This is a genomic window from Nocardiopsis halophila DSM 44494 (genome assembly GCF_000341245.1).
GTDB classification, from domain to species: Bacteria; Actinomycetota; Actinomycetes; order Streptosporangiales; family Streptosporangiaceae; genus Nocardiopsis_A; species Nocardiopsis_A halophila.
In genome coordinates, this window is record NZ_ANAD01000047.1 from 13049 (window position 1) to 38783 (window position 25735).

At 73.5% G+C, this 25735-nt stretch carries 25 protein-coding genes; 13 read left to right on the top strand and 12 right to left on the bottom strand.

Translation table 11 applies throughout. The features are described 5' to 3' along the window. Positions 1-218: 218 nt before the first annotated feature. A complete protein-coding gene (locus D450_RS0105790; protein WP_017537731.1) occupies positions 219-938 on the bottom strand; it encodes an SDR family NAD(P)-dependent oxidoreductase in 720 nt (239 codons plus the stop codon). An 87-nt stretch (positions 939-1025) separates the two neighbouring features. Here D450_RS0105790 and D450_RS0105795 point away from each other — a divergent pair, with 87 nt between their 5' ends. Next, positions 1026-1622 carry a TetR/AcrR family transcriptional regulator gene (locus D450_RS0105795; protein WP_017537732.1) on the top strand — a complete coding sequence of 199 codons (597 nt, stop codon included), beginning with the start codon at positions 1026-1028 and terminating at the stop codon, positions 1620-1622. 286 nt (positions 1623-1908) lie between these two features. Next, on the top strand, positions 1909-2394 hold the full coding sequence (locus tag D450_RS0105800; protein ID WP_017537733.1) for a hypothetical protein: 486 nt from the start codon (positions 1909-1911) through the stop codon (positions 2392-2394). A 75-nt stretch (positions 2395-2469) separates the two neighbouring features. Here D450_RS0105800 and D450_RS0105805 read toward each other — a convergent pair whose 3' ends face one another. The 4 genes from D450_RS0105805 to D450_RS0105820 all read right to left on the bottom strand — a co-directional run bounded on the left by D450_RS0105805 (position 2470) and on the right by D450_RS0105820 (position 4562). Beyond that, a complete protein-coding gene (locus D450_RS0105805) occupies positions 2470-2835 on the bottom strand; it encodes a hypothetical protein (protein WP_017537734.1) in 366 nt (121 codons plus the stop codon). Positions 2836-3171: 336 nt separating this feature from the next. Then, the gene (locus D450_RS29555) at positions 3172-3510 is read right to left on the bottom strand and encodes a nuclear transport factor 2 family protein (protein WP_338037956.1); all 339 of its coding nucleotides are present in this window, start codon (positions 3508-3510) and stop codon (positions 3172-3174) included. Positions 3511-3823: 313 nt separating this feature from the next. Beyond that, positions 3824-4039: a Rossmann-fold NAD(P)-binding domain-containing protein gene (locus tag D450_RS0105815; RefSeq protein ID WP_017537736.1), complete on the bottom strand. Its 216-nt coding sequence runs from the start codon at positions 4037-4039 to the stop codon at positions 3824-3826. Positions 4040-4130: 91 nt separating this feature from the next. Next, entirely contained in the window at positions 4131-4562 is a 432-nt protein-coding gene (locus D450_RS0105820; RefSeq protein WP_017537737.1) for an Rrf2 family transcriptional regulator, read from the bottom strand. A gap of 693 nt (positions 4563-5255) precedes the next feature. Between D450_RS0105820 and D450_RS0105830 the strand changes: the two genes are divergently transcribed. Together D450_RS0105830 and D450_RS29560 are read left to right on the top strand one after the other, a co-directional pair. Beyond that, complete coding sequence (locus tag D450_RS0105830) at positions 5256-5636, top strand: lipopolysaccharide assembly protein LapA domain-containing protein (protein WP_017537739.1); 381 nt, start codon at positions 5256-5258, stop codon at positions 5634-5636. Further along, complete coding sequence (locus D450_RS29560) at positions 5633-6685, top strand: YihY/virulence factor BrkB family protein (RefSeq protein WP_241483072.1); 1053 nt, start codon at positions 5633-5635, stop codon at positions 6683-6685. The genes D450_RS0105830 and D450_RS29560 overlap by 4 nt, the downstream gene beginning before the upstream one ends. On the opposite strand, the gene D450_RS34260 is transcribed toward D450_RS29560, so the two are convergent. Then, on the bottom strand, positions 6591-7034 hold the full coding sequence (locus D450_RS34260) for an MmyB family transcriptional regulator (RefSeq protein ID WP_152520801.1): 444 nt from the start codon (positions 7032-7034) through the stop codon (positions 6591-6593). The two genes, D450_RS29560 and D450_RS34260, sit on opposite strands and share 95 nt — an antisense overlap. Before the next feature lie 31 nt (positions 7035-7065). On the opposite strand from D450_RS34260, the gene D450_RS34265 reads away from it, so the two are divergent. The 3 genes from D450_RS34265 to D450_RS0105850 all read left to right on the top strand — a co-directional run bounded on the left by D450_RS34265 (position 7066) and on the right by D450_RS0105850 (position 13245). Beyond that, on the top strand, positions 7066-7245 hold the full coding sequence (locus tag D450_RS34265) for a hypothetical protein (RefSeq protein ID WP_152520802.1): 180 nt from the start codon (positions 7066-7068) through the stop codon (positions 7243-7245). Between the two features lie 28 nt (positions 7246-7273). Next, positions 7274-7453: a GNAT family N-acetyltransferase gene (locus D450_RS29570; protein ID WP_017537743.1), complete on the top strand. Its 180-nt coding sequence runs from the start codon at positions 7274-7276 to the stop codon at positions 7451-7453. A gap of 329 nt (positions 7454-7782) precedes the next feature. Beyond that, positions 7783-13245, top strand: coding sequence for an ATP-binding protein (locus tag D450_RS0105850; protein WP_017537744.1), 5463 nt, complete (start codon positions 7783-7785; stop codon positions 13243-13245). Between the two features lie 97 nt (positions 13246-13342). On the opposite strand, the gene D450_RS0105855 is transcribed toward D450_RS0105850, so the two are convergent. After that, positions 13343-14203, bottom strand: coding sequence for a haloalkane dehalogenase (locus D450_RS0105855; protein ID WP_017537745.1), 861 nt, complete (start codon positions 14201-14203; stop codon positions 13343-13345). Positions 14204-14256: 53 nt separating this feature from the next. Continuing rightward, positions 14257-15075: an SDR family oxidoreductase gene (locus D450_RS0105860; RefSeq protein WP_017537746.1), complete on the bottom strand. Its 819-nt coding sequence runs from the start codon at positions 15073-15075 to the stop codon at positions 14257-14259. Positions 15076-15155: 80 nt separating this feature from the next. On the opposite strand from D450_RS0105860, the gene D450_RS0105865 reads away from it, so the two are divergent. Then, positions 15156-15737: a TetR/AcrR family transcriptional regulator gene (locus tag D450_RS0105865; RefSeq protein WP_083932549.1), complete on the top strand. Its 582-nt coding sequence runs from the start codon at positions 15156-15158 to the stop codon at positions 15735-15737. 441 nt (positions 15738-16178) lie between these two features. Continuing rightward, positions 16179-17129 carry an MBL fold metallo-hydrolase gene (locus D450_RS0105870; RefSeq protein WP_017537748.1) on the top strand — a complete coding sequence of 317 codons (951 nt, stop codon included), beginning with the start codon at positions 16179-16181 and terminating at the stop codon, positions 17127-17129. A 394-nt stretch (positions 17130-17523) separates the two neighbouring features. Here the strand turns inward: D450_RS0105870 and D450_RS0105875 are convergent, their stop codons facing one another. Beyond that, positions 17524-17910 carry a recombinase family protein gene (locus D450_RS0105875; protein WP_017537749.1) on the bottom strand — a complete coding sequence of 129 codons (387 nt, stop codon included), beginning with the start codon at positions 17908-17910 and terminating at the stop codon, positions 17524-17526. Between the two features lie 156 nt (positions 17911-18066). Here D450_RS0105875 and D450_RS0105880 point away from each other — a divergent pair, with 156 nt between their 5' ends. Further along, entirely contained in the window at positions 18067-18630 is a 564-nt protein-coding gene (locus D450_RS0105880; protein WP_017537750.1) for a DUF3887 domain-containing protein, read from the top strand. Between the two features lie 53 nt (positions 18631-18683). Then, complete coding sequence (locus D450_RS0105885; RefSeq protein WP_017537751.1) at positions 18684-19655, top strand: CPBP family intramembrane glutamic endopeptidase; 972 nt, start codon at positions 18684-18686, stop codon at positions 19653-19655. A gap of 159 nt (positions 19656-19814) precedes the next feature. On the opposite strand, the gene xylA is transcribed toward D450_RS0105885, so the two are convergent. Continuing rightward, positions 19815-20975 carry a xylose isomerase gene (xylA, locus tag D450_RS0105890; RefSeq protein WP_017537752.1) on the bottom strand — a complete coding sequence of 387 codons (1161 nt, stop codon included), beginning with the start codon at positions 20973-20975 and terminating at the stop codon, positions 19815-19817. A gap of 119 nt (positions 20976-21094) precedes the next feature. On the opposite strand from xylA, the gene D450_RS0105895 reads away from it, so the two are divergent. Both D450_RS0105895 and soxR read left to right on the top strand, forming a co-directional pair. Beyond that, a complete protein-coding gene (locus D450_RS0105895) occupies positions 21095-22315 on the top strand; it encodes an ROK family transcriptional regulator (RefSeq protein ID WP_017537753.1) in 1221 nt (406 codons plus the stop codon). Between the two features lie 522 nt (positions 22316-22837). Next, positions 22838-23317: a redox-sensitive transcriptional activator SoxR gene (gene soxR, locus D450_RS0105900; RefSeq protein WP_017537754.1), complete on the top strand. Its 480-nt coding sequence runs from the start codon at positions 22838-22840 to the stop codon at positions 23315-23317. Positions 23318-23839: 522 nt separating this feature from the next. On the opposite strand, the gene D450_RS0105905 is transcribed toward soxR, so the two are convergent. Together D450_RS0105905 and D450_RS0105910 are read right to left on the bottom strand one after the other, a co-directional pair. After that, positions 23840-24253 carry a VOC family protein gene (locus D450_RS0105905; protein WP_017537755.1) on the bottom strand — a complete coding sequence of 138 codons (414 nt, stop codon included), beginning with the start codon at positions 24251-24253 and terminating at the stop codon, positions 23840-23842. Continuing rightward, positions 24247-25488, bottom strand: a complete 1242-nt coding sequence (locus D450_RS0105910; RefSeq protein WP_017537756.1) for a hypothetical protein — start codon at positions 25486-25488, stop codon at positions 24247-24249. The genes D450_RS0105905 and D450_RS0105910 overlap by 7 nt, the downstream gene beginning before the upstream one ends. Positions 25489-25735 lie beyond the last annotated feature (247 nt).

The window sequence follows — 25735 nt, forward strand, 5'->3', positions numbered from 1 at the left end:
GCCAGGGGGTGCCGTGACCGCAGGAGGGTGCGGGGAGTATTACTACAGCCTCGGCGCGCACTGACCGGCGCCTCCGTGGTCAACGGGTGCGAACCGGTGGGGGGACCCACTCGCCGGGCACCCGGATGCGGGGCAGAGCCCGGCCTTCGGCGTACGGCCGCCGACCCGCCCACCGGTGAACCGGGGCGGCCGGTATGCCCACCGTATGAGGGGCGCGGTCAGACCTGGGCCTGGCCTCCGTCGACGAACCAGTCGACGCCGTTCACGAAGCTGGAAGCGTCCGAGGCCAGGAACGTCGCCACGGAGGCGATCTCCTCCGGGCGGCCGATCCTGCCGAGCGGCACCTCCGAGGCGAGCTGGTGGTCGGGGCCTACGGCGCCGACCAGGCCCGGGGTCTCGGTCGGGCCGGGGCTCAGCGTGTTCACCCGGAACTTCCGTTCCTGCGCGCTGAGCGCCCAGCTGCGCACCGCCGCCTTCGATGCGCCGTAGATTTCCAGGCCCGGTCCGGGGCGGAGGGAGCTGGTCGATCCTGTCACGACGATCGAGGCGCCGTTCGACAGCAGGGGCAGCGCCTTTTGCACGGTGAAGACCGTGCCCTTCACGTTCGTGCCGAAGGTGGCGTCGGTGGCCTCCTCTGTGATCTCACCGAGACGCTGAGGCACGGCGCTGCCGGCGTTGGCGACGAGCACGTCGATGCGGCCCGCCTCCTCGCGCACGACCGAGTAAAGGTCGTCGAGGTCCGTCTGTACCGAAACGTCGGTCCTCACACCGATGGCCGCCGGCCCGATCTCGGCGACGGCCGCGTCGAGCGGCTCCTGGCGGCGACCGGCCAGGAACACCCGTGCCCCCTGCGCAGCGAACCTTCTGGCGATGGCGAGGCCGATTCCGCTGTTGGCCCCGGTGACCACCGCCACCTTGTCTGCGAGTACTTCCGCCATGACGCGTCCACTCCTCAATTCTTGACTCGTTCGTCCAGAACGCTAACCATTTTGGACGAACGAGTCAAGAACGGGTAGGGTGTCCCCATGGCACGGCCCAAGAAGTTCGACGAGCGGCAGGTACTGGACACTGCCCGGGAGCGGTTCTGGTCGGGTGGGTACGCCGCCACGCGGATGGACGACATCGCCGAGGCGACAGGGCTCGGCAAGGGCAGCCTGTACGGCGCGTTCGGCGGAAAGCAGGAACTGTTCCACCGCGTGTTCGACGACTACTGCGGCTCCGTCGTCGATGCTGTGGGCCGGCAGCTGCGCGGCGACGACGCGGACGCCTACGCGCGGCTGTCCGCCCACGTGTACGCGGTGGCGGCGGCGACCGCCGCGGACACCGCCCACCGCGGATGCCTGCTGGCCAAGGGCGCCGCCGAGCTGGCCGAACACGACCAGACGGTGGCCGAGCGGGCGCGCGCGGCCATCGAGGCGCTGCAAGCCCTCCTGGAGGACGACATCGCAGCCTGTCAGCGCAACGGCGACATCGCCGCGGACACGGATCCGGGAAAGCTGGCCGCGCTGGTGCTGGCCGTGCTGCGCGGCATCGAAGCACTGGGCAAGGCCGGAGCGAGCGAGGAGACGCTGACCGGTATAGCCGGGACGGCCCTTGCCGTACTCCCCCGCCCCGCTCACTGAGCTTCTTCGGCCTGGCGGCCATGGGCGCCTCGAGCCCGCGCAACAGGCCCGGGACGGACCTGCGGCCGACCACCGTGCGGTTCCCGGGCACCTTCCCGGCCGACACTGCCTGGTTCCGGCCACGGTCGGATGCGCAAGAACGGGCTCGCGGCCTTCCACGAGCGATCACCGGTCTTGGACGGATTCGCCCCCTGGATACACTGACCGCGCCCCACCTCGGCCGGAGGTCCTCTCAGTGCCGCCTGCGCTACCTGCACGAGTATTCGCCGTTGCCCCGCCTGCTCTGGTGATTCTCACCCTGTCCGGGTGCTCCTCCTGGGGCTGCACCGACACGACGGCGGAGCGCGGTGAGGCCGGTGCCAGGGTGCAGGTGCTGGACACGGAAGGGCGGCCTCTCGGTGTCACCGCAGCGGTCCTCGACTGGCGCCTCGAGCCCCACCCGCAAGTGCCCTCCGAAGGCGACCGGGTCCACTTCTCCTTCCGCTTCGACGGCGCCGACGAATACTCCGACCGCGCGGTGGACGCCTGCGCGGTCGACGAGGACCGTGTGGCGTTGGGGTGTCGGACGGTTCACTCGTCCCAGGCGTTCGGGCCGGCCGAGGATCCCCTCACGGGCGGCGACTGGCTCGTCGTGGACGCCCCTGAGCAGGTTGCCGACGTGTTGTTGGTCCCCAATGACCAGTCCCACGACCGCCCCACCTGTGAAGTGGACGCCAAGGACGGTGGAGGGAGGCATCCTCCGGAACCCCCCGTCAGGGGGGACCGGCTGTAGGGGGTGGGGCGGTCGAGCGCGTCGGCGGCCCACCGGGCCCGGTCCGGAAGACGGCGGAGCCCGGCGGCTGAGCCGTCAGGGCCCGCCGACACGGCCGCGACGGGCACCTCGCACGGCCAGGACCAGCCCCGAAGCGACGGGAACGGTCCACCACAGCTGGTACCAGAAGACCGCGTCCAGGCTCTGCCACGGAGTGCTGCCCAGGGCGGCCCCCAGCAGCCCGCCCAACGCGAAGACCCCCAAGGCGCCCGGAACCCGGCACGATCCGAGGGCGGCCAGGGCCAGAGCCGCCGCGCACCACACGGCCAGGAACACGCGGTGGGCGGCAGGGTCGGGGACGGGGGCGCCCCAGGCCCAGGCGGCCAGCGCGACCGAGGCGGCCGCGGCCCCCGCCGACAGCGCTGCGGACCAGGGCGTGAACGTTCCGGTAACGATGGCCATCGCCCCGTTGCCTTCCCTGCCCGCCCGCGGCCCCTACCGCCTCGGGCCGAATCCGGCCCCGAGCCGCCCCCGCGGGGCGGTTCAGGGGGCCTGCCAGGCGGGGCGCGTCCTCCTCCACGGCGACGGGCGCTCCCCACAGCTCCGGCAGGGGCGCCTCGGGGGCGAACTCGGCCACGTGCTCCAGGCAGGCCCGCACCGCCGCCTCGGGCGGCGCGTAGCCGCGGCCGCATCGCCCCGGCGAGGTCCCAGCCGTGCACGACCACCTCGGTCAGGGCGATGCGGCCCCCGTCCACGCCGATCCGCGGGCCCGCGAACGCGTGGTGCCGCCGCACCGGTTCAGCCGGCGTTGAACGCCTTGTCGACGGTGAGCGTGTCCTCGTACAGGTGCATGCGGACGATCCGGCCGTCCTCGACCACCAGATGCATGGCCGCCGGTGTGGTGAACTCCTTCCCGGTGGCCACGGCGGTGTGCGTCCAGACCGCCAGCAGTACGACGTCACCGCCGTCGACGATGACGCGTTCCAGCGCGACCTTGCTCATGCCGTGCGCGAAGTGCGGCCACATCGTGGTGAAGTACGGTGCGACCTCCTGCCTGCGGGTGCGGCGCCCGGTCCAGGGCAGAGCGTCGCTGCCGGGGACGTGCCAGTCGATCTCCTCGGCGAAGAGCTCCTGGATGCCGTGGGGGGTCCTGCCTGCCGAGGCGCTCCACGAACTTCTCGGCCACGGTCCGCGGGGCCTGGGCGTCTGTTGCCGTCATCGTTGTCCTTGTCTTACTGCTCGTAGGAGGTGTGCTGGTCGGGCCTCGGCCCTGTAAGGGGAGGGCGGCCTGCCGCCGGGGATCGGGCCGCCGCGCCGCGCGCCCGGTGGTGGGCGCGCTCTTGACGGCCGCCCCCTTGTCGTGTCGAAGCCGTTGCACCTGCGGCGGTGGCAAGTACACGGCCCGGACGCCCTGGAGGAGCCGATGCCTCCCGTGTGGAGGGTCGGGCCCTCAGAGCTGTGTGGCGCCGCCGTCGACGAGCGGTTCCGCGCCGCTGGGGAAGGTGCTCTGGTCGCCGGCCGGGTAGAGGGCGGTGGCGGCGACCTCGTCGGGGCGGCCGACGCGGTCGGGCGGGGCGGGCTCGGCGGCGAAGCGGCGGGCGATCGCCGGGCCGGTGCCGCTGGAGGCGCCGGTGACCAGGGCGGTCCTGTCGTCCAGCTGTCCCATGGGGTTCTCCGAATCTTTGTCGTAACCATTTTTGTTACATTGACGGGTGCAGGGCGCGCCCCCTCGGTCGAGGGAGGCCGGCGGCCTGAGGTCAGGCGGCCTTCAGGATGTCCTGCAGGACGTCCTCCAACGTGGTCTGGGCCAGCTCCCTGCGCAGGGCGGCCTCCACCCCGTCGTACACCGCGCTCAGCGCCGGCCCGATGCCCTGGCCCACGACGCACTCGGGGTCCGGTGCGGCGCGGTGCAGGGCGAACAGCGGGCCCGGCTCGATCGCCCGGTAGACGTCGAGCAGGGTGATCGCCGACAGCTCCCGTGTGAGCGTCCAGCCCGCCCCCGCCCCCCGCTGCGAATCGGCCAGGCCGGCCCTGCGCAGCTCGGACAGCAGGCGGCGGATCACCACCGGGTTGGTGTTGGCGCTGGTGGCGATCTGCTCGGAGGTGGCGACCTCGTGGCCGCGCCGCTGATACAACCCGATCCACGTCAGGGCGTGCGCCGCGACGGTCAGTCTGCTGTTGGCGCTCACGCGGGCCCGCTCCCTTCCTCGCCGGTCGGCTCTTGTCGTAACGGTAATGGTTACGACAGGGCGCGGCAACCCTTGCGGTGCACCCTCCCCTCGGGGCGGACGCCGTCCGCCCCGGCGGCGCCCGGGGCCTCACCGACCGCATCGCGCGTCCTCCCCGCGGCGGCGGTGACCGCACGCGCCTCCGACCTGCTCCGATCCACCGCCCCTCCCCCTGGGCCCGCCGGCCGCCTCCCGGCGGGGGGCGGCCTCAGGGCCCCCTCGGGGAGGGGGGTTTCGTTTGGGCGGGGCCGGCCGGGCCGGGTGACGGTTCGGTCCGCCTCACGGGCTGGCATCCGGTAAGGCCCACTTATCGGGGGTCAGATTCCCCGCCGCTCCGCACCTTCTTTGTGTTTGCAAACCTGGATTACGTAACGAGATAACGTATTTCACTAACGTTATTCGGGTGGGGGGGTGCAGAACCCCCGAGGCACCGGCCACTCCCGCCTCGACCGGCACACAGGACAGGGGCCCGGGAAGCACCCGAGGCCGGGTTCCGGGCGAGGAGAAGACCGGGTGCCGCTGCCGCCCGCGCCACCAGCCGCAGACGGGCTCAGGCAGGACACCCCGGCGTAGAATCGGCCCCGTACCGGTATCGCGACGACATCCTCGAACCGAGACGCCCGCCGTACCGGCTTCCGTCAGGGGGTATGCGGCATGCCGTTCCCACGCCGGCCCGACCGCCACCGCGCACAACAGGACCGACCACCCGACCCGCCCGCCCCCCAAGGCCCCGCACCGGCGGCCGAGCCCGGGCCCCGCGCCGATTCCGCACCTCAGGCGCGCGCCGGCGCGGTCTGGGCCGCAATCGGTGCCCTCGTCCTGCTCGCGGCCCTGCTCATCGTGTTCCTGATCAGCAACACCGCCCGCGTCGAAGTCTCCTTCCTGGCCCTGCGCGGCGAGCTGCCCCTGGCGATCGCCCTGCTCATCGCGATGATCGCCGGAATCGTGGTCGCCCTCACCGGGGCCGCCACCCGCCTCACCCTCGCCCAGCACCGCCGGCGCCGCGAACAGCGGCCCCCCGCCGACCGGCCGTGAGAGCCCGCACCGGTGCGCGGCTGAGCACACGGCCCGCCGGCGCCGCACGCATGCTCGCCGACCGGGCGCGGCAGGCGCGGCGCCTGGCCCTCGACACCGCATCCCGGGCCTGGCAGGACCGCATCCTGGGGCTGGCGGCCGAAGCCGGGTTCTGGGCCCTGCTGTCTCTGACCCCCCTGCTGCTGGTCCTGGTGGCGGCCATCGGCTTCCTGCCCCCGCTGCTCGGCGGCGGCACGGTCGTCGAGGTCGAGGACTGGCTCCTCGCCGCGGCCGGACAGGTCCTGGCGCCCCCGGCCGCCGAGGAGATCATCGGCCCCGTTCTGGACGACGTGCTGCACCACGGACGGGGCGAGGTCGTCTCGGCCGGGTTCCTGCTCGTGCTGTGGAGCGGCTCGGCCGCGATGAACACCTACGTCAACGCCATCACCATCGCCTACGGGATGGACGGCCTGCGATCGGCGCCCCGGTCCCGGGCGCTGGCCTTCGCGCTCTACCTGGGGGCACTGGCGGCGGGCGCCCTGGCACTGCCGCTGCTGGTCGCCGCACCCGGCTGGATCCTCACCGCGACCCCCGCCCCGGCCCGCCCGCCCGTCGCGCACCTGCTCGAGGCGGGCTCCTGGCCCGTTCCCATCCTCGTCTGCACGGGGCTGCTGGTCCTGCTCTACCGTGCGGCGACCCCGGAGCGAGGCAGGTGGCGGCGCGATGTCCCCGGCGCCGTGCTCGCAGTGCTGCTGTGGCTGGGCGGAAGCCTGGCGCTGCGCTCCCTGCTCGCCCTGACCATCGCCGGCCAGGCCGCCTACGGCGTACTGGCCGCACCCGCCGCCGCCCTGCTCTTCCTGTACGTCACCGCGCTGGCGGTGCTGCTCGGTGCCGAGCTCAACGCCCGGATCGCCCGCGCCCGGCCCGCGGCTCCAACGGCGCACCGAGGCGACCGCCCGCCCGGCCCCTACGGCGTCAGCGCGCGCACAACACCTCCAGGGCCGACCGGTTCTGCTCGTCGGCCGCGCGGTGGATCACCAGCACCTGGTCCGGATCCTGGTGCGGGGTGAGCGTCTCGAAGTCCAGCGCGGTCTCACCGGCCTCAGGATGGCGCACCACCTTGGGCCTGGCGCCGCCCGCCCTCGCCTCGCGCTCGCCCCACAACCGCGCGAACTCCTCGTCGTCGGCGATGAACTCGGCGATCAGCCCGCTCAGCGCCCCGTCCTGCGGGTGCGCGGCCCACGCGGCCCGCAGGTGCGCCGCCCCCTCGCGCACCACCCGCTCGCGGTCGGCATAGAACGCGCGCATCCGCGGGTGCATCAGGCACAGCCACATCGCATTGCGCTGCGACGGCGCCAAGGCCCCCACGTCCGGCAGAAGCCGGGCCGCCACCATCGCCGGCAGCGGCGACAGGTCCACGACCAGCCGCGCCAGCGACGGCGCCGAAGCCGTGGCGTCCCCCCGGCGCCGGGGGGACGCTGCCGGGCCAGCCCGAAGAGGTAACCGCCGCACCCTGGCCCGCCTCGACCAGGCCGCCGCGATCGACCCGGTCTACCCGCACGACCTGCTCGCCGGCGAGCACATCCGCGCCGTGACCGCGGGCGACATGAGGATCGAGCCCCGCCGCTGACACCGGGGCCGGAGAGGGGGCGGCGGTCGTGGGCGGCATGGTCCGCATCGACCCCGTCTACACCCCCTCCCGCCTGCGCGGCCGCGGCTACGCCGGCGCCCAGGAGGTCGTGCTGTTCACCGACCCGGCCAACCCCACCAGCAACGCCCTCTACCAGCGCCTGGGCTACCACCGCATCGCCGACTTCGCCGGCTACCGCCTGCGCTGACCCCCGAGCGCACCCCGCTCCGCCCCGGCCCGGGTTCGAACACCCGCCACCGACGGTGTTCGAACCCCGCCCCCTCGGGTGAGACCCCCCACACCCCCGCCCCGCATACCCTGGTCGACCGGGCCCGCCACCACCGGCCCCCGGCCCGGCGCTTTGGCCCATTCCTACAAACTCGGCCCGCCAATGTTGCGCCGAGAACGACATGGCACCACCGCACCGCACACGGAAAAGTGGAACCCTGCCGGGGCACACCCGCGCCCACCCCGCGCAGGCCCCCCGCCGCGGCGCACACGCTCACTGCTCACCACGAAGAGAAGGGCTCGGTCGGCTTGTTCAAGCGAATCGCCATCGTCAACCGCGGCGAGGCCGCCATGCGCCTCATCCACGCAGCACGCGACCTCTCCGCCCAGACCGGCACGCACATCGCCACCATCGCGCTGCACACCGACGTCGACCGCACCGCCGCCTTCGTCCGCGAAGCCGACCACGCCTACCAGATCGGCCCCGCCTCGGCCCGCCCCTACCTCGACCCCAAGGCCCTCGAGCGCGCCCTGACCGAGACCGGCGCCGACGCCGCCTGGGTCGGCTGGGGCTTCGTCGCCGAAGACCCCGCCTTCGCCGAACTCTGCGACCAGCTCGGCATCACCTTCATCGGCCCCAGCGCCGAGGCCATGCGCCGCCTCGGCGACAAGATCGGCGCCAAACAACTGGCCGAACAGGTCGGCGTGCCCGTCGCCCCCTGGAGCGGCGGCGCCGTGGCCACCCTCGACGACGCCCTGGCCGCCGCCACCGACATCGGCTACCCCCTCATGCTCAAGGCCGCCGCCGGCGGCGGCGGACGCGGCATCCGCGTCATCCACGACGCCGACGAACTCACCCAGGCCTTCGACCGCACCGCCGCCGAGGCCGCCCGCGCCTTCGGCTCGGGCACCCTGTTCCTCGAACGCCTGGTCACCGGCGCCCGCCACGTCGAAGTCCAGGTCATCGCCGACGGCCAGGGCACCGCCTGGGCCCTGGGCGTGCGCGACTGCTCCATCCAGCGCCGCAACCAGAAGATCATCGAGGAATCGGCCTCCCCCCTGCTCGACGCCGACCAGACCGCCGAACTCAAGGCCTCCGCCGAACGCCTCGCCCTGGCCGTGGGCTACCGCGGCGCCGCCACCGTCGAATTCCTCTACCACCCCGGCCAGCGCCTCTTCGCCTTCCTCGAGGTCAACACCCGCCTGCAGGTCGAACACCCCATCACCGAGGCCACCACCGGCACCGACCTGGTCGCCGCCCAGCTCCAGGTCGCCGCCGGCCACCCCCTCACCGGCACCGCCCCCCACGAGCGCGGCCACGCCGTCGAGGCCCGCCTCAACGCCGAGGACCCCGACCGCGACTTCGCCCCCTGCCCGGGGCGCATCACCCGCCTGGAACTGCCCGCCGGCCCCGGCATCCGCGTCGACACCGGCGTCGCCGAAGGCGACACCATCCCCGCCGAGTTCGACTCCATGATCGCCAAGATCATCGCCTACGGCCGCGACCGCGACCAGGCCCTGGCCCGCCTGCGCCGCGCCCTGTCCGAGACCACCGTGGTCATCGAAGGCGGCGCCACCAACAAGAGCTTCGTGCTGGACCTGCTCGACCAGGACGAGGTCACCGGCGCCACCGCCGACACCGGCTGGATCGACCGCGTCCGCGCCCAGGGCCGCCTCAACAACGCCCCCCACTCCACCATGGCCCTGATCGCCGCCGCCATCGAGGCCTACGAGGAGGAAGAGGGCGCCGCCCGCGACCACCTGCTCGCCACCGCCTACGGCGGCCGCCCCCAGGTGCGCCACGAGACCCACCGCCCCCTGGCCCTCAAACTCCGCGGCGCCATCTACCAGGTCCACCTGGCCCGCACCGGCGCCGACCGCTTCCGCGCCACCGTCACCTCCGGCGAGAACACCGCCACCGCCCAGGTGCACCTGCACCGCCACGACGACCACACCGGCCAGATCACCGTCAACGGCCACCGCCACCGCCTGCTCACCGCCACCCACGGCCCCGTCCACCTCGTCGAGATCGACGGCACCACCCACCGCGTCAGCCGCGACGAAGGCGGCATCGTCCGCTCCCCCGCACCCGCCCTGGTCGTGGCCACCCCCCTGCAGCCCGGCCAGACCGTCGAGGCCGGCCAGCCCGTCCTGGTGCTGGAGAGCATGAAGATGGAGACGGTCCTGACCGCCCCCTTCGACGCCCGCCTGGCCGACTCCCAGGTCCAGATCGGCAGCCAGGTCGAGACCGGCGCCGCCCTGCTGCGCCTGGAACCCCTCGCCGAGGGCGACCAGGCCCCCGCCGAGCAGAGCGCGCACCTGGACCTGCCCCCCGCACCCGGCCACACCCCCCTGCACCAGCGCCTGGCCCGCGGCCAGGCCGACCTGCGCGCCCGCATGCTCGGCTTCGACCCCGACCCCGACGACCCCGACGCCGACCTGGTCGGCTACCTCGCCGACCGCGCCGCCGCCACCGACCAGGGCGCCGCCCCCGTCGCCGACGAACTCGGCATCATCGAGGCCTTCGCCGACCTGGCCGAACTCTCCCGCAACCGCCCCGCCGAGGGCACCGCCCCCGGCGAGGAGCACCTCCACAGCACCCGCGAGCACTTCCACACCTACCTGCAGAGCCTGGACCTGGACCGCGCCGGCCTGCCCGAGGCCTTCCGCACCCGCCTGGCCCGCGCCCTGGCCCACTACGGCCTCACCGACCTCGACCGCACCCCCCGCCTGGAGTCCGCGGTCTTCCGCGCCTTCCTCGCCCAGCAGCGCGCCGCCTCCGACGCCCGCATCATCGCCGCCCTGCTGCGCACCTGGCTCACCGAACCCGCCCCCGACCACACCCTGCGCGAACCGGTCGGCCTGGCCCTGGAACGCCTCATCGCCGCCACCCAGGTCCGCTTCCCCCACCTGGCCGACCTGGCCCGCGGCGTCGTCTTCGCCTGGTTCGCCCAGCCCCTGCTGCGCCGCAACCGCGCCCGCGTCTACGCCGACGTCCGCCGCCACCTGCGCCACCTGGACGCCCACCCCCACTCCCCCGACCGCGCCGAGCGCATCGCCCACATGGTGCGCAGCACCGAGCCCCTCGTCCGCCTGCTCGGCCAGCGCCTGGCCCGCGGCCGAGCCGACAACTCGGTCATGCTCGAGGTCCTCACCCGCCGCTACTACGGCAACAAGGGCCTGAGCGAGGTGCGCACCGCCACCGCCGCCGGCACCGACTTCACCCTGGCCCAGCGCGACGGAACCTGCCTGGCCTCGGCCGCCCTGCCCTTCGAGCACCTGGACAGCGCCCTGGCCGGCCTGGCCGAGCTCGCCGCCGACCAGCACAGCCTGGACGCCGACCTCTACCTGGCCTGGGAGGACCAGCCCGAGGACCCCGAGGCCACCGCCGCCGCCCTGACCGAACACCTGGCCGCCCGCCCCCTGCCCCCGCAGGTCAACCGCGTCACCACCACCGTGGCCGGCAGCCGCGGCGCCGTCATGCACCACCACTTCACCTTCCGCCCCGACCCCGGCCGGGGCCACCGCATGGCCGAGCAGCGCCTCATCCGCGGCCTGCACCCCCACATCGCCCAGCGCATGCAGATCGAGCGCTTCGCCGACTTCGACCTGACCCGCCTGCCCTCCACCGACGAAGAGGTCTACCTCTTCAAGGCCCAGGCCGGCACCGACGCCTCCGACGAGCGCCTCATCGCCTTCGCCCAGGTCCGCGACCTGACCGAGCTGCGCGAGAACGACGGCCGCCTGGTCGCCCTGCCCACCGCCGAGGGCACCCTGGCCGCCTGCCTGGACTCCATCCGCCGCGCCCAGGCCGACCGCCCCGCACGCAAGCGCCTGGCCACCAACCGCATCGTCGTCTACGTCTGGCCGCCCAGCACCCTGACCCGCGACGAGATGGAGATGCTCGCCGAACGGATCCGCCCCACCACCGCCGGCGCCGGCCTGGAGGAGATCACCTTCATCGGCCGCCGCCGCGACCCCGACACCGGCGCCCTGACCAAGATCGCCGTGCGCATCTCCTTCGACGCCGCCGGCCGCCCCGAGCTCACCGTCGGCCCGCCCGACCTCGAGGCGGTGCGCCCCCTGGACACCTACCGCCAGAAGGTCCTGCGCGCCGCACGCCGCAACACCGTCTACCCCTACGAACTCACCGGCATGCTCGGCGACTTCACCGAGCACGACCTCGACGCCGACGGCCGCCTGGTGCCCGTGGACCGCCCCAAGGGCCACAACACCGCCGCCATCGTCGCCGGCACCGTCACCACCCCCACCGCCAAGCACCCCCAGGGCATCACCCGCGTGATCCTGCTCGGCGACCCCACCAAGGCCCTGGGCGCCCTGTCCGAGGCCGAGTGCCGCCGCGTCATCGCCGCCCTGGACCAGGCCGAGCGCATGGGCGTACCCCTGGAGTGGTACGCCCTGTCGGCCGGCGCCCGCATCGCCATGGACTCCGGAACCGAGAACATGGACTGGGTCGCCGCCGCCCTCAAGCGCATCGTCACCTTCACCCAGGACGGCGGCGAGATCAACGTGGTCGTGGCCGGCATCAACGTCGGCGCCCAGCCCTACTGGAACGCCGAGGCCACCATGCTCATGCACACCAAGGGCGTGCTGGTCATGACCCCCGACTCGGCCATGGTCCTCACCGGCAAGCAGTCCCTGGACTTCTCCGGCGGCGTCTCGGCCGAGGACAACTTCGGCATCGGCGGCCACGACCGCATCATGGGCCCCAACGGCCAGGCCCAGTACTGGGCCCGCGACCTGCCCGCCGCCCACGGCGTGCTCATGGCCCACTACGACCACGCCTACACCGCCCCCGGCGAGACCGCCCCCCGCCGCGCCGCCACCACCGACCCCGCCGACCGCGACATCAGCCCCTACCCCCACACCGCCGAGGGCAGCGACTTCACCACGGTCGGCCAGATCTTCTCCGCCGAGCACAACCCCGACCGCAAGAAGCCCTTCGACATCCGCACCGTCATGCGCGCCCTGTCCGACCAGGACCACGCCCTCCTGGAGCGCTGGGCCGACATGGCCGACGCCCACAACGCCGTGGTCGCCGACGCCCACCTGGGCGGCACACCGGTGTGCCTGCTGGGCATCGAGTCCAAGAACCTGCCCCGCCACGGCTTCCCGCCCACCGACGGCCCCGACGCCTACACCGCCGGGACCCTGTTCCCCCAGGCCTCCAAGAAGGCCGCCCGGGCCATCAACGCCGCCAGCGGCAACCGCCCCCTGGTGGTGCTGGCCAACCTCTCCGGCTTCGACGGCTCACCCGAGTCCATGCGCAAGCTGCAGCTGGAGTACGGCGCCGAGATCGGCCGGGCCGTCGTCAACTTCGACGGGCCCATCGTCTTCTGCGTCATCTCCCGCTACCACGGCGGAGCCTTCGTGGTCTTCTCCAAGGCCCTCAACCCGAACATGACGGTGCTGGCCCTGGAGGGCTCCTACGCCTCGGTGCTGGGCGGCGCCCCGGCCGCGGCCGTGGTCTTCTCCGGCGAGGTCGACGCCCGCACCGCCGCCGACCCCCGCCTGCAGGCCCTGCAGGAGCGCGCGGCGGCGGCCGAGGGCACCGAGCGCGCCGCCCTGGCCGCCGAGCTGGAGGAGCTGCGCGGCTCGGTGCGCGCCGAGAAGCTGGGCGAGGTCGCCGCCGAGTTCGACGCCGTGCACAGCATCCGGCGCGCCGTCGAGGTCGGCTCGGTCGACGAGGTCATCAGCGCCTCCCAGATGCGCCCGCGCATCATCCAGGCCCTGAACGGCCACCGGGGCTGACCCGCCCGCACAAACGACAATGGGGGCCGCGCGCGGTGCGCGCGGCCCCCATTCGCGGTCGCCCCGGGGGGCTTCGCCGTGCCGTGGTCTCGGGCGCCTAGCGCAGCCCGTGCCGGTCCGCCCAGGCCGAGACCGCCGCCGCGATCTCGGCCGGGCGGTCCTCGGGGGTGTGGTGCCCGGCGGGGACGTCGTAGTGCTCGGTCTCCAGCGCGGCCATGTGCCGCCTGCACCAGGCGGCAAGGCCGGGCCCCATCATGACGCCGGGGCCGGGCGCGAAGTCGACCAGCAGCTTGGGGACCTCCCCGCTCTCGGCCAGCCAGGCGTCGTAGGCCTCGACTCGGGCGACGACGTCGGCGGGCTCGCCCCCCAGCGGCATGGCGCGCGGCCACTGCAGCAGCGGCCGTCGGGTCTCCCGGGTCGGGTAGGGCCGCAGGTAGGCCTCCAGGTCGGCGGCGTCGAGCGGGGTGGCGACGGTCCCCGGCAGGCCCTCTTCGATCATCACGTTGTCGTCGAGGATCAGGGCCTCCCCCACGCCGTCGGTCTTGATCGCGCGGAACAGGTCGCGGCCGCCCTCGGGGAACTCCTCCCAGGCCATCGGTTTGACGATGGTCTCGGTGAAGGCGATGCCGCGGACCCGGCCGGGGTGGCGGGCGGCGAAGTCGAAGGCGAGCGCGCCGCCCCAGTCGTGGCCGACCAGGACGGCCTCGTCGAGGCCGAGCGCGTCGAACCAGGCATCGAGATATCGGGCGTGGTCGTCGAAGGTGTAGGCGATGCCGGGTTTGCTGGAGCCGCCCATGCCGATGAGGTCGGGGGCCAGCAGGCGGCCCCGGCCCACGGCCGGCAGGACGTTACGCCACAGGTGCGAGGAGGTGGGGTTGCCGTGCAGGAAGACGATCGGTGCGCCCGATCCGCGCTCCCGGTGGGCGATGGTCGAGTCGAGGACGGGGGTGGTCGGCATGCGGGATCTCCCGGGGGTGGGTGAGGAGCGGTGTCCGGCCGGGCCTGGCCGGATCAGCGGAAGGCTTCGGCGTTGCGGGCGGCCCAGTCGGCGAAGGGGCGCGGCGCGCGGCCCAGCACCCGCTCGACGTCGGGGCTCACCCGGCGCTCGGCGGGCAGCGGCTCTCCGAGGATGGCCAGGGTGCCCTCGACGACCGGCTCGGGCATGAACGCGAGCATCTGCTCCCGTGCCTGCTCACGGGTCTGTTCGATGAAGCGGACCGGCTCGCCGATCGCGGCGCCGATCGCCGCGGCCCGCTCGCGCGGGGTGGCCGGGGCCGGGCCGGTGAGCTCGTACACGGCGCCGTCGTGGCCGGGCCCCAGCAGCGCGGCGGCGGCGACCTCGGCGACGTCCGAGGGGTCGACCACCGGCAGGCCGGCGCCGCCGAACGGGGCGGCGGCCTGCCGGTCGGCGCGGATGGTCTGGGCCCAGGCCAGGGCATTGGAGGCCAGTCCGCCGCAGCGCAGGATGCTCCACTCCAGACCGCAGTCGCCGAGCGCGGCCTCGAAGGCGGCGGCGTGGGCGTAGGCGGCGGGGCGGGTGGCCACGCCCAGGGAGGAGACCAGGACGACCCGTCGGACGCCGCCCCTCTTCGCGGCCTCGAGCACGCCCCGCGGGTCGTCGCCGGCCACCAGCAGGAACAGTGCCTCGGCCCCTTCGAGCACGGGGCGCAGGCCGTCAGGGTCTGCCAGGTCCGCCTGCCGGTGGCGCACGTTCGGGGGCAGGTCGCGCGCCCGGCCGCGCGAGAGGGCGCGCACCGCCTCGCCTGCCTCGGCGAGGTGGCGGACCAGCTCACGGCCCACGTTTCCGGTGGCGCCGGTGACTGCGATCACGAGGACTCCAAGTGAGTTAGCTGACTAACTTAAAAGGCGACCATAGCCCGCCCCGGCGGCGTTCGTCTACAGTCAGTCAGATGACCGACTCACACCGACGGGAGCGGCGCACGCCGGGAAAGCGGGAACGGCTCGCCGCCGCAGCGGCCGAGGTGCTCCACGAACAGGGCGTCGAGAAGACCACACTGGCCGACATCGCACACCGGGCCCACGTCCCCACGGGGAACGTGTACTACTACTTCAAGACCAAGAACGACCTGGTCGAAGCCGCCATCGGAACCCACAGGCAGAACCTGTCACAGATGACCGCCGCCCTCGATGCACTGCCCACGCCCCACGAGCGGCTCAAAGCGCTCATCGCCGGGTGGGTCGAGCAGCGAGAGACCACCGCGCGGTTCGGCTGCCCCACCGGCACCCTCGCCTCCGAACTGGACAAACGGACCGACGGCCTCGACACGGCGGTCGCCGACGCCATGCGCGACCTCATCGACTGGGCCGAGCGGCAGTTCACCGAACTGGGCCGCAGCGACGCCCGCGAGCTGGCGGTCGCACTGATCGCCGCTTACCAGGGCATCTCCGTGCTGACCAACACGCTCCGCGCCCCGGACCTCATGGCCGCAGAAGGCCGCCGCCTGGAGCGCTGGATCGACTCACTGGCCTGACCCGCCCCCTCGCCGCGTGCCCCAGACCAGGAGGACGGCGCGCGCCCGAGCGACCACGGACGAACCGGCGCCGCCCGGCCGAGCAGGACAGGGCGCGCGGGGAGCATCCACGCCAAGGGCCGCGCCGCAGCCCCGGCCCGCCGGACCAGCCCGACCCGCTCAGGGGCCTCGTCCGTGGTCCCCGCCGCCTCATGCCCCGCGATGCCGCCCAGGGAGTGCACCCCCAAGACCGTCAGCAGGCTCCCGCCCCCACCGCTGAACGTGTACGGGTCCTGCCCCCGGTCCCGGCACCGCGTGGGCCCGGCCAGTGCACCGCGGCGCGGCCCAGGACGCGCACTCGCCCCGGAGACGAGCCGCGAACCAGCACGAACACCCCACCGCCCCACCGCATCCCACCCACCGGGACCACACCCACCACACCACACGGCAAGGAGCGCCCGCATGCGCGAGCACACCCCCCTCACCCGCCGCACCCTGGCCCGCCTCGCCACGGGCGCCCTGACCGCCGCCGCACTCCCCCTGGCACCCGCCCCCGCACACGCCGCCACCCCCGGCACCCCCTACTACGACCGCGCCCGCCGCCTGGCCGGCCGCGACCCCGTCCTGACCGCCATCGCCCGCGCCCTGCACCCCGACACCGACCTCCCCGGCGACCTCCCCGCCCCGCCCCCCACCCGCGTCTTCGACGACCTGGCCGTCCTCAGCACCGGCTTCGTCCACGCCATGGCCCTGACCACCGACGAGGGCATCATCCTCATCGACGCCCTGCGCTCCCCCCACGACGCCCGCACCGTCATCGAACCCGGCCTGCGCGCCCTGGGCGCCGACCCCGCCGACATCGCCCACATCGTCATCACCCACGGCCACTACGACCACTTCGGCGGCGCCCAGTACCTCGCCGACCGCCACGGCGCCCGCGTCCTGATGTCCCCCGCCGACTGGGACCTCGTCGAAGCCGACGCCCACGAGCACGCCCCCCGCCGCGACACCGACATCACCGACGGCCACCGCCTCACCCTGGGCGCCACCGCCGTGACCCTGCACCACACCCCCGGCCACACCCCCGGCACCGTCTCGCCCCTCTTCGGTGTCCACCACCGCGGCCGCCCCCACACCGCCATGCTCTGGGGCGGCACCAACCCGCCCGCCGAACCCGAGCACCTCGCCGACTACCTGGACTCCATCGACCGCTTCCGCACCCGCATGCACCGCGCCGGCGCCGACGTCGAGCTCTCCGCCCACCCCAACGACCACGGCCTGCAGCGCATGGAACAGGTCCGCCGCGACCCCCACGGCCCCAACCCCTTCGTCCTGGGCCGGGCCCGCACCCACCGCTTCATGGCCGTCATGGACCTGATGATCCAGGGCCGCCTCGCCGACGCCCGCGCCTGACGGGGCCGAGGAGGATCGCCCCAGGATTCAGCGGTAGAGCCGCGACCTGGGCGACTGAGCGGATCGCCCGCTACGGCCGCCGGGTTCCGGCAGCGCGCAGCACGCCACGGCGGCCAGGCCCCCGAGCGCCTTCGGGGCCAGGCGGGAGCGTCGGGCGGCAGCAGGGTCCACCATGGCGGTCCTCCCCGGCCGGATCGGTGAAGGGGATGGGACGGCGGTCGCTGGACGCACAGACGGTCAGGTCGTCGCAGCCCGCCTGGAGGGCGCCGACCAGGGCGGCGCGGATCGTGGCGAGGCCGGCGATCTCGGGGGGCGAACCGAGTGAGCCCGGAAGGCGCGGGGGCCGGGTCGCCCGGTAGCTGAGCTACTGCTGCTCGGGGTCGTTCTCCGCTGCTTAGACCTCGCCGTGCACGACGGCCGGGCTCACCCCGGCCCCGCGGGCGATCTCGCGTGGCGATGGGCCCTCGGCTCGGCGGGCCAGGAGCGCGCGGCGCTTGTCGGCGTCGACCACACGCCCTCGGCCGCCCTTGCGGCCGGCGCGGGCGGCCGAGGCCAGGCCGCTGCGGGTCGTGCGGACGATGTCGCGTCGGCGGTCTTCGGCCAGGGCGAGCGCCAGGTCCAGGATCAGGCTGCGCTCGGTGTGCTCTCCGGCGGCGATGCCGTCCAGGACCTTGACCGCTGCCCCTTGCTCGAACAGGTCGTAGAGCACGATCAGCCCCTCGGGGAGGTTGCGGCCCAGCCGGTCGGCCTCCTGGACGGTGAGCATGTCGCCGGGGCGCATGCGTCGGTGGATGAGCCCTCACGGTGGGCGGACACACCCGGTCGGGCAGCCTCGCACATCGTTGCGCGCACCCTCCTGGCGCACAGCCGGTTGTAAAGATAGGCTTTACAGATGCAAGAACGATTGACAGATGCGTTGCAGGCCTTGAAAACGCGCATGGAGGCGCTCCTCGCGGCACGTGTCCTGACGAAGGACGACGACTGGGCCGACTCGATTGGGCGTGCCGTGAGCATGCAGGCGGCCGCCGATGACGTCGTGCGTGCTGTCGTGCAGCAGGCGCGCCAGAGCGGCGCTACGTGGCAGGTCATCGGTGACGCGCTCGGCGTGAGCAGGCAAGCGGCGTTTCAGCGCTATGGCAGACCGATCGACCCCAGAACAGGAGAACCCATGAACACCACGCCGCTCTCCGGCGCCGCCGAACTGGCCGCCTCGACGATCGAGGACCTCGCTTCCGGGCAATGGGCGCGTGTCACCGAGCAGTTCGATCCGACCATGCGCGACGGCCTGCCGGAGGACGCGCTCGCGGCCGCGTGGGCACAGATCGTCGGCCTGTCAGGAGCCTTCGAGAGGCTCGGAGAGCCGGAGGTCACCCGGGCCGGCGACGTGACCATCACGAACACGCCGCTCTCGTTCGAGGCAGGCGACTACACGGCACGGATCGCGTTCCGCGACGACCGCACCATCGCCGGTCTGCACATCCTCGAAGGGCACATGTCGTGACCAACGGCTCTCCGGGCGGACCGAAGACGACCACGCCTCCTAGCGGGCCCCGCATGACCGGCCGGGACCTGCGACCCATCGGCGTATTCACCGCCCTGGCCTTCGCGCTCGCCTGGCTCCTCGCGCTCCCTCTCTGGTTCGGTGACGGCCTCGCCAGCCCCTGGTTCACCCCCGTGGCGACCGCCACGATGATGACCCCCGCGATCGCCGCCCTCATCGTCGTGTTCTTCGTGGAGCGGCCGCAGCAGAAGGCGTGGACGCTCGGACTGTGGCCGCTCAGACCGGTTCGCAGACTCCTCGTCTACTCGGCGCTGGGAATCTTCGTCTCCATCGCCCTGGTCCTGGTGGCGCTCCCGGTCGGCGCGCTGCTGGGGGTCTATCCGGCCGACTTCACGAACTTCTCCGCCTTCCAGCAGGCCCTCGACGAGCAGGCGGGCACCGCAGGAGCGGCCGAGATCCCGATACCGGTCGGCGCGCTCATCGCCCTCCAGATCGCCCTGCTCCCCTTGGCGGCGTTCATCAACCTCATCCCGGCGCTGGGCGAGGAACTCGGGTGGCGCGGGTGGCTGCTCCCGAAACTGATGCCGCTCGGCACTCTGCCGGCCCTCCTGGCCTCTGGCGTGATCTGGGGCCTTTGGCACGCCCCGCTCGTCCTCCTCGGGTACAACTACCCCGATGCACCGGGCTGGCTCGGCTTGACCGCGATGGTCGGCATGTGCATTCTGATCGGCGCGGTCTTCGGCTGGCTGAGGCTCCGATCGGGATCCGTGTGGCCCGCAGCCCTGGCACATGCCGCGTTCAACGCGGCGGGCGGGACCTACCTCCTCTTCGCCGCGGCGGGAGAGCACGTCGACACCACGCAGGCGACGATCCTCGGCTGGAGCGGGTGGATCGTCCCGCTCGCGCTCGTCGTGGTCCTGATCGCCACGGGACAGTTCGCTTCCGCCAAGCACCCGTCCACCCCGCCGTCGAAGAAGGGGAGCCTGCCCGCACACCCGGCGACGGGACAAGCAACCCGTGAGTAGCGACAGCGGATTCTGCGGCCTTGGCCGCCGAGCGGGGACGAGCGGGGAGAGGCTCTACCGCTGAATCCCGCAGTAATCCTCCTCGCCCCCTGACCCCGCAACGCCCCGCACGGCAAAAGGGCCCGGCCCCCAAGGGGGTCCGGGCCCTGGCGCCGCGCACTACCCGCGCACACCCAGCATGAACTCGGTCGCCAACTGGTCCAGCCGCTCGAACCCGTACCCCCGGGCCCGCAGCCCCTCCAGGTCCGCCTCCCGCTCGCCCAGCACCGAGGACAGCGACTCCCCCGCACCCAGCGTCGGCTCCGCCAGCTCGCCCACCCGCGAGGCCTCCAGCGCCTCGGCCACCTCCGGATCGGCCCGAAACGCCGCCGCCCGCTCCCGCAGGATCAGGTAGTTGCGCATGCACGCCCGCGCCGACTCCCACACCCCCGCATCGTCCTCGGTGCGCGGCGGCTTGAAGTCGAAGTGCCGCGGGCCCGCGTACCCCTCCCGCTCCAACAGGTCCACCAGGAAGAACGCCTCACGCAGGTCACCGCCCCCGAACCGCAGGTCCTGGTCGTACTTGACCCCCCGCTGCCCGTTCAGGTCGATGTGGAACAGCTTGCCGTGCCACAGCGCCTGCGCCACCCCGTGCACGACGTTCAACCCCGCCATCTGCTCATGGCCCACCTCCGGGTTGACCCCCACCATCTCCGGGTGCTCCAGCTCCGAGATGAACGCCAGCGCGTGGCCCACCGTCGGCAGCAGCACATCGCCCCGCGGCTCGTTCGGCTTGGGCTCCACCGCCAGCCGCAGATCATGGCCCTGCTCGCGGATGTAGCCGCACAGCGCGTCGAAGGCCTCCCGCAGCCGCTCCAGCGCCGCGCGCCCGTCCTTGCCCGCCTCGCTCTCGGCCCCGTCCTGGCCGCCCCAGCACACGTAGGTGCGCGCCCCCAGCCGCGCCGCCAGGTCGATGTTGGCCGCCGCCTTGCGCAGCGCCAGCCGCCGCACCCGGCGGCTGTTGGAGGTGAACCCCCCGTCACGGAACACCGGATCGCTGAACAGGTTGGTGGTGGCCATCGGCACCACCAGCCCCGTCTCCTCCAGCGCCTTGGTGAAGCGATCCACGATGCGCTCGCGCTCGGCCCCGCCGGTGCCCGCCGGGATCAGGTCCTCGTCGTGGAAGCTCACCCCCCAGGCGCCCAGGCCCGCCAGCTCGTGCACCGCGCGCACCGGGTCCAGCGGCTCGCGCACCGCCGCACCGAAGGTGTTCACGCCCTGCCAGCCCACGGTCCACAGACCGAAGCTGAACCTGTCCTCGGGGCGGGGGCGGTAGTCCATCAGGGACCTCCTCGGGGGAAGAAGCGTTGCCGACCCCCATTAGTCTGGTCACCGAACAAACCCCGCGTCAATGCCCCACCACCCCCGCACACCCCACCCGACCACGACACAATGGCCCCGTGACCACCACCGACCGCCCCGCCACCAAACACACCATCCGCGCCGCCAACCTCGGCCTCATCCTGCGCACCCTGCGCACCCACGCCCCCTGCTCCCGCGCCCGCCTGGCCACCGCCAGCGGCCTGACCAAATCCACCGTCTCCAGCCTCGTCGACGAACTCACCGCCGCCGGCCTCATCACCGAACACGGCCCCCACCACACCCCCACCGCCGGCCGCCCCGCCCTCATGCTCGGCCCCGACCCCGCCCGCCGCGCCGTCCTCGGCCTCGAAGTCAACGCCGACTACCTCGCCGCCAGCGCCCTGGACCCCACCGGCGGCCAACTCCTCACCCTGCACACCGACCACGACACCCGCACCGCCACCCCGCAAGCCACCGCCCAGGCCGCCGCCGACCTCATCACCCGCGCCCTGAACCACCCCGCCCTGGCCCACCGCACCCTCCTGGGCACCGGCATCGCCATCCCCGGCCTCATCGACCCCGCCACCCACACCGTCCTCACCTCCCCGCCCCTGGGCTGGACCCACACCCCCTTCACCGACCTCCTCCCTCCGCCCCCCGCACCCACCGGCCCCCACATCACCGGCAACGACGCCACCCTCGCCGCCCTGGCCGAACACCGCTTCGGCCACCTCGCCCACACCCCCGACCTCGTCTACCTCACCGGCGAAGTCGGCCTCGGCGCCGGCATCCTCACCGGCGGCACCCCCCTGACCGGCACCCGCGGCCACGCCGGCGAGATCGGCCACGTCACCCTCGAACCCGACGGCCCCCACTGCGCCTGCGGCCGCCGCGGCTGCCTCGAAGCCCTCGCCGGAATCGACGCCATCCTCCACGCCGCCGGAACCGCCCCCGACCCCCACACCCCCACCAACACCGCCCTCACCCACGCCGTCGCCACCACCGCCGACAACGCCCGCAACGGCGACCCCCGCGCCCTCACCGCCCTCACCCGCGCCGGACACCGCCTCGGCCAGGGCTGCGCCATCCTCGCCAACCTCCTCGACCCCGCCGCCATCATCCTCGGCGGCTACTACACCGACCTGGCCCCCTGGCTCCTGCCCCCCGCACGCCGGACCGCCCGCACCCACATGCACGCCCCGCCCCCCGGCGACCTCATCCACCCCTCCACCCTCGGCCTGACCGCAGCGGCCAAAGGCGGAGCCGCCGCCGTGCTCACCGCCCTCGAAGAGGGCCGCATCCCCCTCACCCCCGCCTGACACCCCGCACGCGAACACCCCCGGCACCACCCAGACACGCCCCCGGTTCGGGGCGACGACGGCCGCACGCCCGAAGAGAAGACGGCAGAGCGCAGAGCAGGAACCACCGCCACCTCAAGCCGACACATCATGCCGACGCCGAGTCGGCCGACCGGACCACGCGGGCACGACCGCGCCACCGGCCCTGGCCGGCCGGCTCCCCGGCCACCAGCTCACACCGGACCGTGTGTGCCCCTGCGGATGCGGCGGCACCGTGCCGCCCACACGCCCACCGCACAACGCGCTCACGAACCCCAGGCCGCGCACCTCCAGGTACACCCCCTCCGCGCCCTGCCACAGCCAAGCCGTGAACACCCCGCCCGGCGGCCCCGACCGCGAATGCCGCACCGCATTGGTGCCCAACTCGCCCGCGCACAGCAGCAGCGCCTCTCCCAGCCGCACGCACGGCGGCCGCCCGCGGCCCCACCCGGCGCGGTGGGCTACCCTCGTGCCCGACGCAGGGCGTGCGAGGGGAGGCCGCAGGTGGCCCAGGAGGCCTGGAAGCGCAAGGAGCTCACCGTGGGCCAGGTCGCAGAGCGCAGCGGCGTGGCCGTCTCGGCCCTGCACTTCTACGAGCGCCAAGGGCTCATCACCAGCCGCCGCACCGCCGGCAACCAGCGCCGCTACGCCCGCGACACCCTGCGGCGCATCGCCTTCATCAAGGTCAGCCAGCGCGTGGGCATCCCGCTGGCGCGCATCCGCACCGCCCTGGAGAGCCTGCCCGACGAGCGCACCCCGACCGTGGAGGACTGGGCGCGCCTGTCCCGCGGCTGGCGTTCGGAGCTGGACGCCCGGATCGAACAGCTGGAGCGGCTGCGCGACGACCTCAGCGACTGCATCGGCTGCGGCTGTCTCTCCTTGGAGCGGTGCGTGCTGTCCAACCCCTACGACCGCCTTTCCGAGGAGGGCCCGGGGCCGCGCCGCCTCATGGTCGCGGGCCTGGAGGACCGGGCCGAGGAGTAGGGGAGGGGAAGCGAGGGGCCGCGTTGCCCGTGGGGCCCAGAGCGATCGGGCCACTAGACGAAGGCCTCCCAGGGCGCCCTGAGTGCGCGCCTCGGCCGTCGCGCCGCCCGCCTTACCCGGGATTCGAGCGCGGACCCGCTGGCCTGCTCCGCCGCCGCACATGGCCGCGGACACGCCTCTCCCCGGACAGGGACAGGCGCTATGCCCGAAAGCTCCATTTCGTCGTGGGTGGGGCGCGCTTCAGAAGATGAGTGCGGCGTAGCCGCACGATCTCGGTATGCAGTGACTGGTTACTGGTAACCAGTGTTGCCTTTATGGCGTAGATTCAAAGTACTAGTTCTGTGTACCGTCGAACGCCCCGCCCGAACTAGTCCCTACCTCAGGGCCCGTCCCTCTTCCGGCGGCGTCTTCCCCAGCGTGCTCAGCCTCCTGCGGTGGCTCCGTGCCCGGCGGGCGGGACCGCCGCCGTCGCCCGCCCGCACCGTATCTGCCCGGTGCCGCCGCCCTGGGACCGCTCCCCTGTCACCGCCCTTCGGACGGGACGTCCCTGCGCACCCTGAGAGGGTGGTCGGTCGGGACCTCCACGATGTGCAGGAGAAGTCCGTCGGGGTCGGTCACATGCATCTCGATCAGCCCCCACGGCTCCCGCCGCGGCTCGCGCATGATCACGCACCCGCGCTCCGACAGCTCCTGCTGTGCACTGGTGGCGTTCTCCACCTGCAGCCACAGCTGCGTGGCCTGCGGCTCGGGCCGCACCCGCGAACCCCCCGAGAGCTCCAGGAAGCCGCCGCCCAGGAAGAAGACCGTCCCCCACTCCCCTTCCCCGGTGGCGAACTCGCGGTAGACCGCCAGTCCCAGCACATCCCGGTAGAACGCCAGGCTGCGCTCCATGTCGGTCGGCCTGATCACGAACCTGCTACTGAGAACGTTCACCATGGACGCGACTCTAGGCTCCGCCCCGCCGCACGGCCCAACGAACGGCCGTCACCGGTGCCGACAGGGCCCCCTGGCGTCCCCCTCCAAGCGGACACCGCAACGCGAGAATCCGTCATCCCCGCCCGTCCTCCTGTGGCCGAGACCGTGCACTGCCTGCCCGACCATGCCGCCTCGGCCGCCGCGCGGTCGAGCTCGGCGGCCGGAAAGGGGGTCCTCTTGCTCCGCGTGAGCAGCCGGCGGTGGAAGCCGTCCAGGACGAGGACGGGCCGGGCGTGCCGGTCGATGATCCCCGCGGTCTCCGCGGGAACTCCGCCGGGCTTTCGGCCGGCGCACCACTCCCGAAGGAACACGTGTCCGTCCGTGTCGCCCCGAAGGGAGTCGACGAGGTGGCGGAGCAGATGGCTCGCGGCCGAATGGCGGTCGTAGGCCAGATGGTCCGCAAGGAACCGCTCCTCGGCGGCTGAGAGCGCGAATCCCGAGCTCAGGGCCAGCCCGAAGTCCGCGAAGTAGATCGAACGGCCGTCGGTCAACAGGTTGTCGAAATGGACATCGAAGTGCACGAGCCCGCGAGAGCTCATGAACGCCGCTCCCCGCACCAAGGCCTCCTCCACCCACCGATACGCGGAGCCGTCGCCGGCCCGAGCCGCGTTCCCGCGGTGCGCGCTCAGCCACGCACCCGGTGTCCGCGGCACGTGCTCAAGGAAGAGCACCAGACTGCGGGAGCAGCGACCGATGGCCTCCAGCCGCTCGCGCACGGCCGGTGAGCCCTCCCAGTGGGCGACCGCGCCGTCGATGCCGCCGAACTCGTCCACGAAGCCCTCGGGAGGGGAATCGGGCAGCACACGCCAGTGGTACATCAAGGGAAAGCCCTCGTGCCGCCCTTCCAGGACCCAGGTTCTGGTCGCGGCGTGGACCGCCAGCTCCCGCCAGGCACCGAACCCGGCCGAGCCCGCCCCGTACTGGTAGAACACCGGCAGGCCGAAGAGGTTCGCCGTGGATCCGGCGTTCTCCGGCCGGGCCTCCACGTCGGTCAACGGCACCCTCTTGACGAAGACGGGCGTGCCGTCGACGTCCAGCTCCGCGGACCTGCCGCCGATGCCGGATCCGACCACGGAGGCGGACGACACGGCCTCAGCGAGCCGCCGGTCGCTCAACGACGACAGGTGAGCGGCCACGGTCCCGTAGGCGGCCGCCCGCGCGGCGTAGGCGGAATAGGCGGAATCGCAGCGGCACATCGGCGGCTCCTCGGTGCACCGGCCCCGAGGACCCGGTGATCGCAGGGACTCGGCGACCCTATCGAGCCCTTATCTCCCGAAGCCGCGACCGGCCGCAGCAAGGCGCGGGACGCGCGCTCCACGACCCTGCTCCCTCCACCGCCGGGGCGTCGCAGAGGCACGGACCTCGGGCCGCAGCCCCACCGGGCGGACGAAGCGACCCCAGCGGCGGGCCCCGAAGAACACCGATCCCCCGGTCGGCCAACGA

Coding starts and splice junctions, on each gene's coding strand:
- D450_RS0105805 (WP_017537734.1), bottom strand. CDS start 2,835: ATGGCCATCGTTACCGGAACGTTCACGCCCTGGTCCGCAGCGCTGTCG.
- D450_RS0105790 (WP_017537731.1), bottom strand. CDS start 938: ATGGCGGAAGTACTCGCAGACAAGGTGGCGGTGGTCACCGGGGCCAAC.
- D450_RS0105830 (WP_017537739.1), top strand. CDS start 5,256: ATGCCGTTCCCACGCCGGCCCGACCGCCACCGCGCACAACAGGACCGA.
- D450_RS0105910 (WP_017537756.1), bottom strand. CDS start 25,488: ATGTGCCGCTGCGATTCCGCCTATTCCGCCTACGCCGCGCGGGCGGCC.
- D450_RS0105815 (WP_017537736.1), bottom strand. CDS start 4,039: ATGGGACAGCTGGACGACAGGACCGCCCTGGTCACCGGCGCCTCCAGC.
- D450_RS0105795 (WP_017537732.1), top strand. CDS start 1,026: ATGGCACGGCCCAAGAAGTTCGACGAGCGGCAGGTACTGGACACTGCC.
- D450_RS0105865 (WP_083932549.1), top strand. CDS start 15,156: ATGACCGACTCACACCGACGGGAGCGGCGCACGCCGGGAAAGCGGGAA.
- D450_RS0105885 (WP_017537751.1), top strand. CDS start 18,684: ATGACCGGCCGGGACCTGCGACCCATCGGCGTATTCACCGCCCTGGCC.
- D450_RS0105875 (WP_017537749.1), bottom strand. CDS start 17,910: ATGCGCCCCGGCGACATGCTCACCGTCCAGGAGGCCGACCGGCTGGGC.
- D450_RS0105905 (WP_017537755.1), bottom strand. CDS start 24,253: ATGGTGAACGTTCTCAGTAGCAGGTTCGTGATCAGGCCGACCGACATG.
- D450_RS0105880 (WP_017537750.1), top strand. CDS start 18,067: ATGGAGGCGCTCCTCGCGGCACGTGTCCTGACGAAGGACGACGACTGG.
- xylA (WP_017537752.1), bottom strand. CDS start 20,975: ATGGACTACCGCCCCCGCCCCGAGGACAGGTTCAGCTTCGGTCTGTGG.
- D450_RS0105855 (WP_017537745.1), bottom strand. CDS start 14,203: ATGCCGACCACCCCCGTCCTCGACTCGACCATCGCCCACCGGGAGCGC.
- D450_RS0105870 (WP_017537748.1), top strand. CDS start 16,179: ATGCGCGAGCACACCCCCCTCACCCGCCGCACCCTGGCCCGCCTCGCC.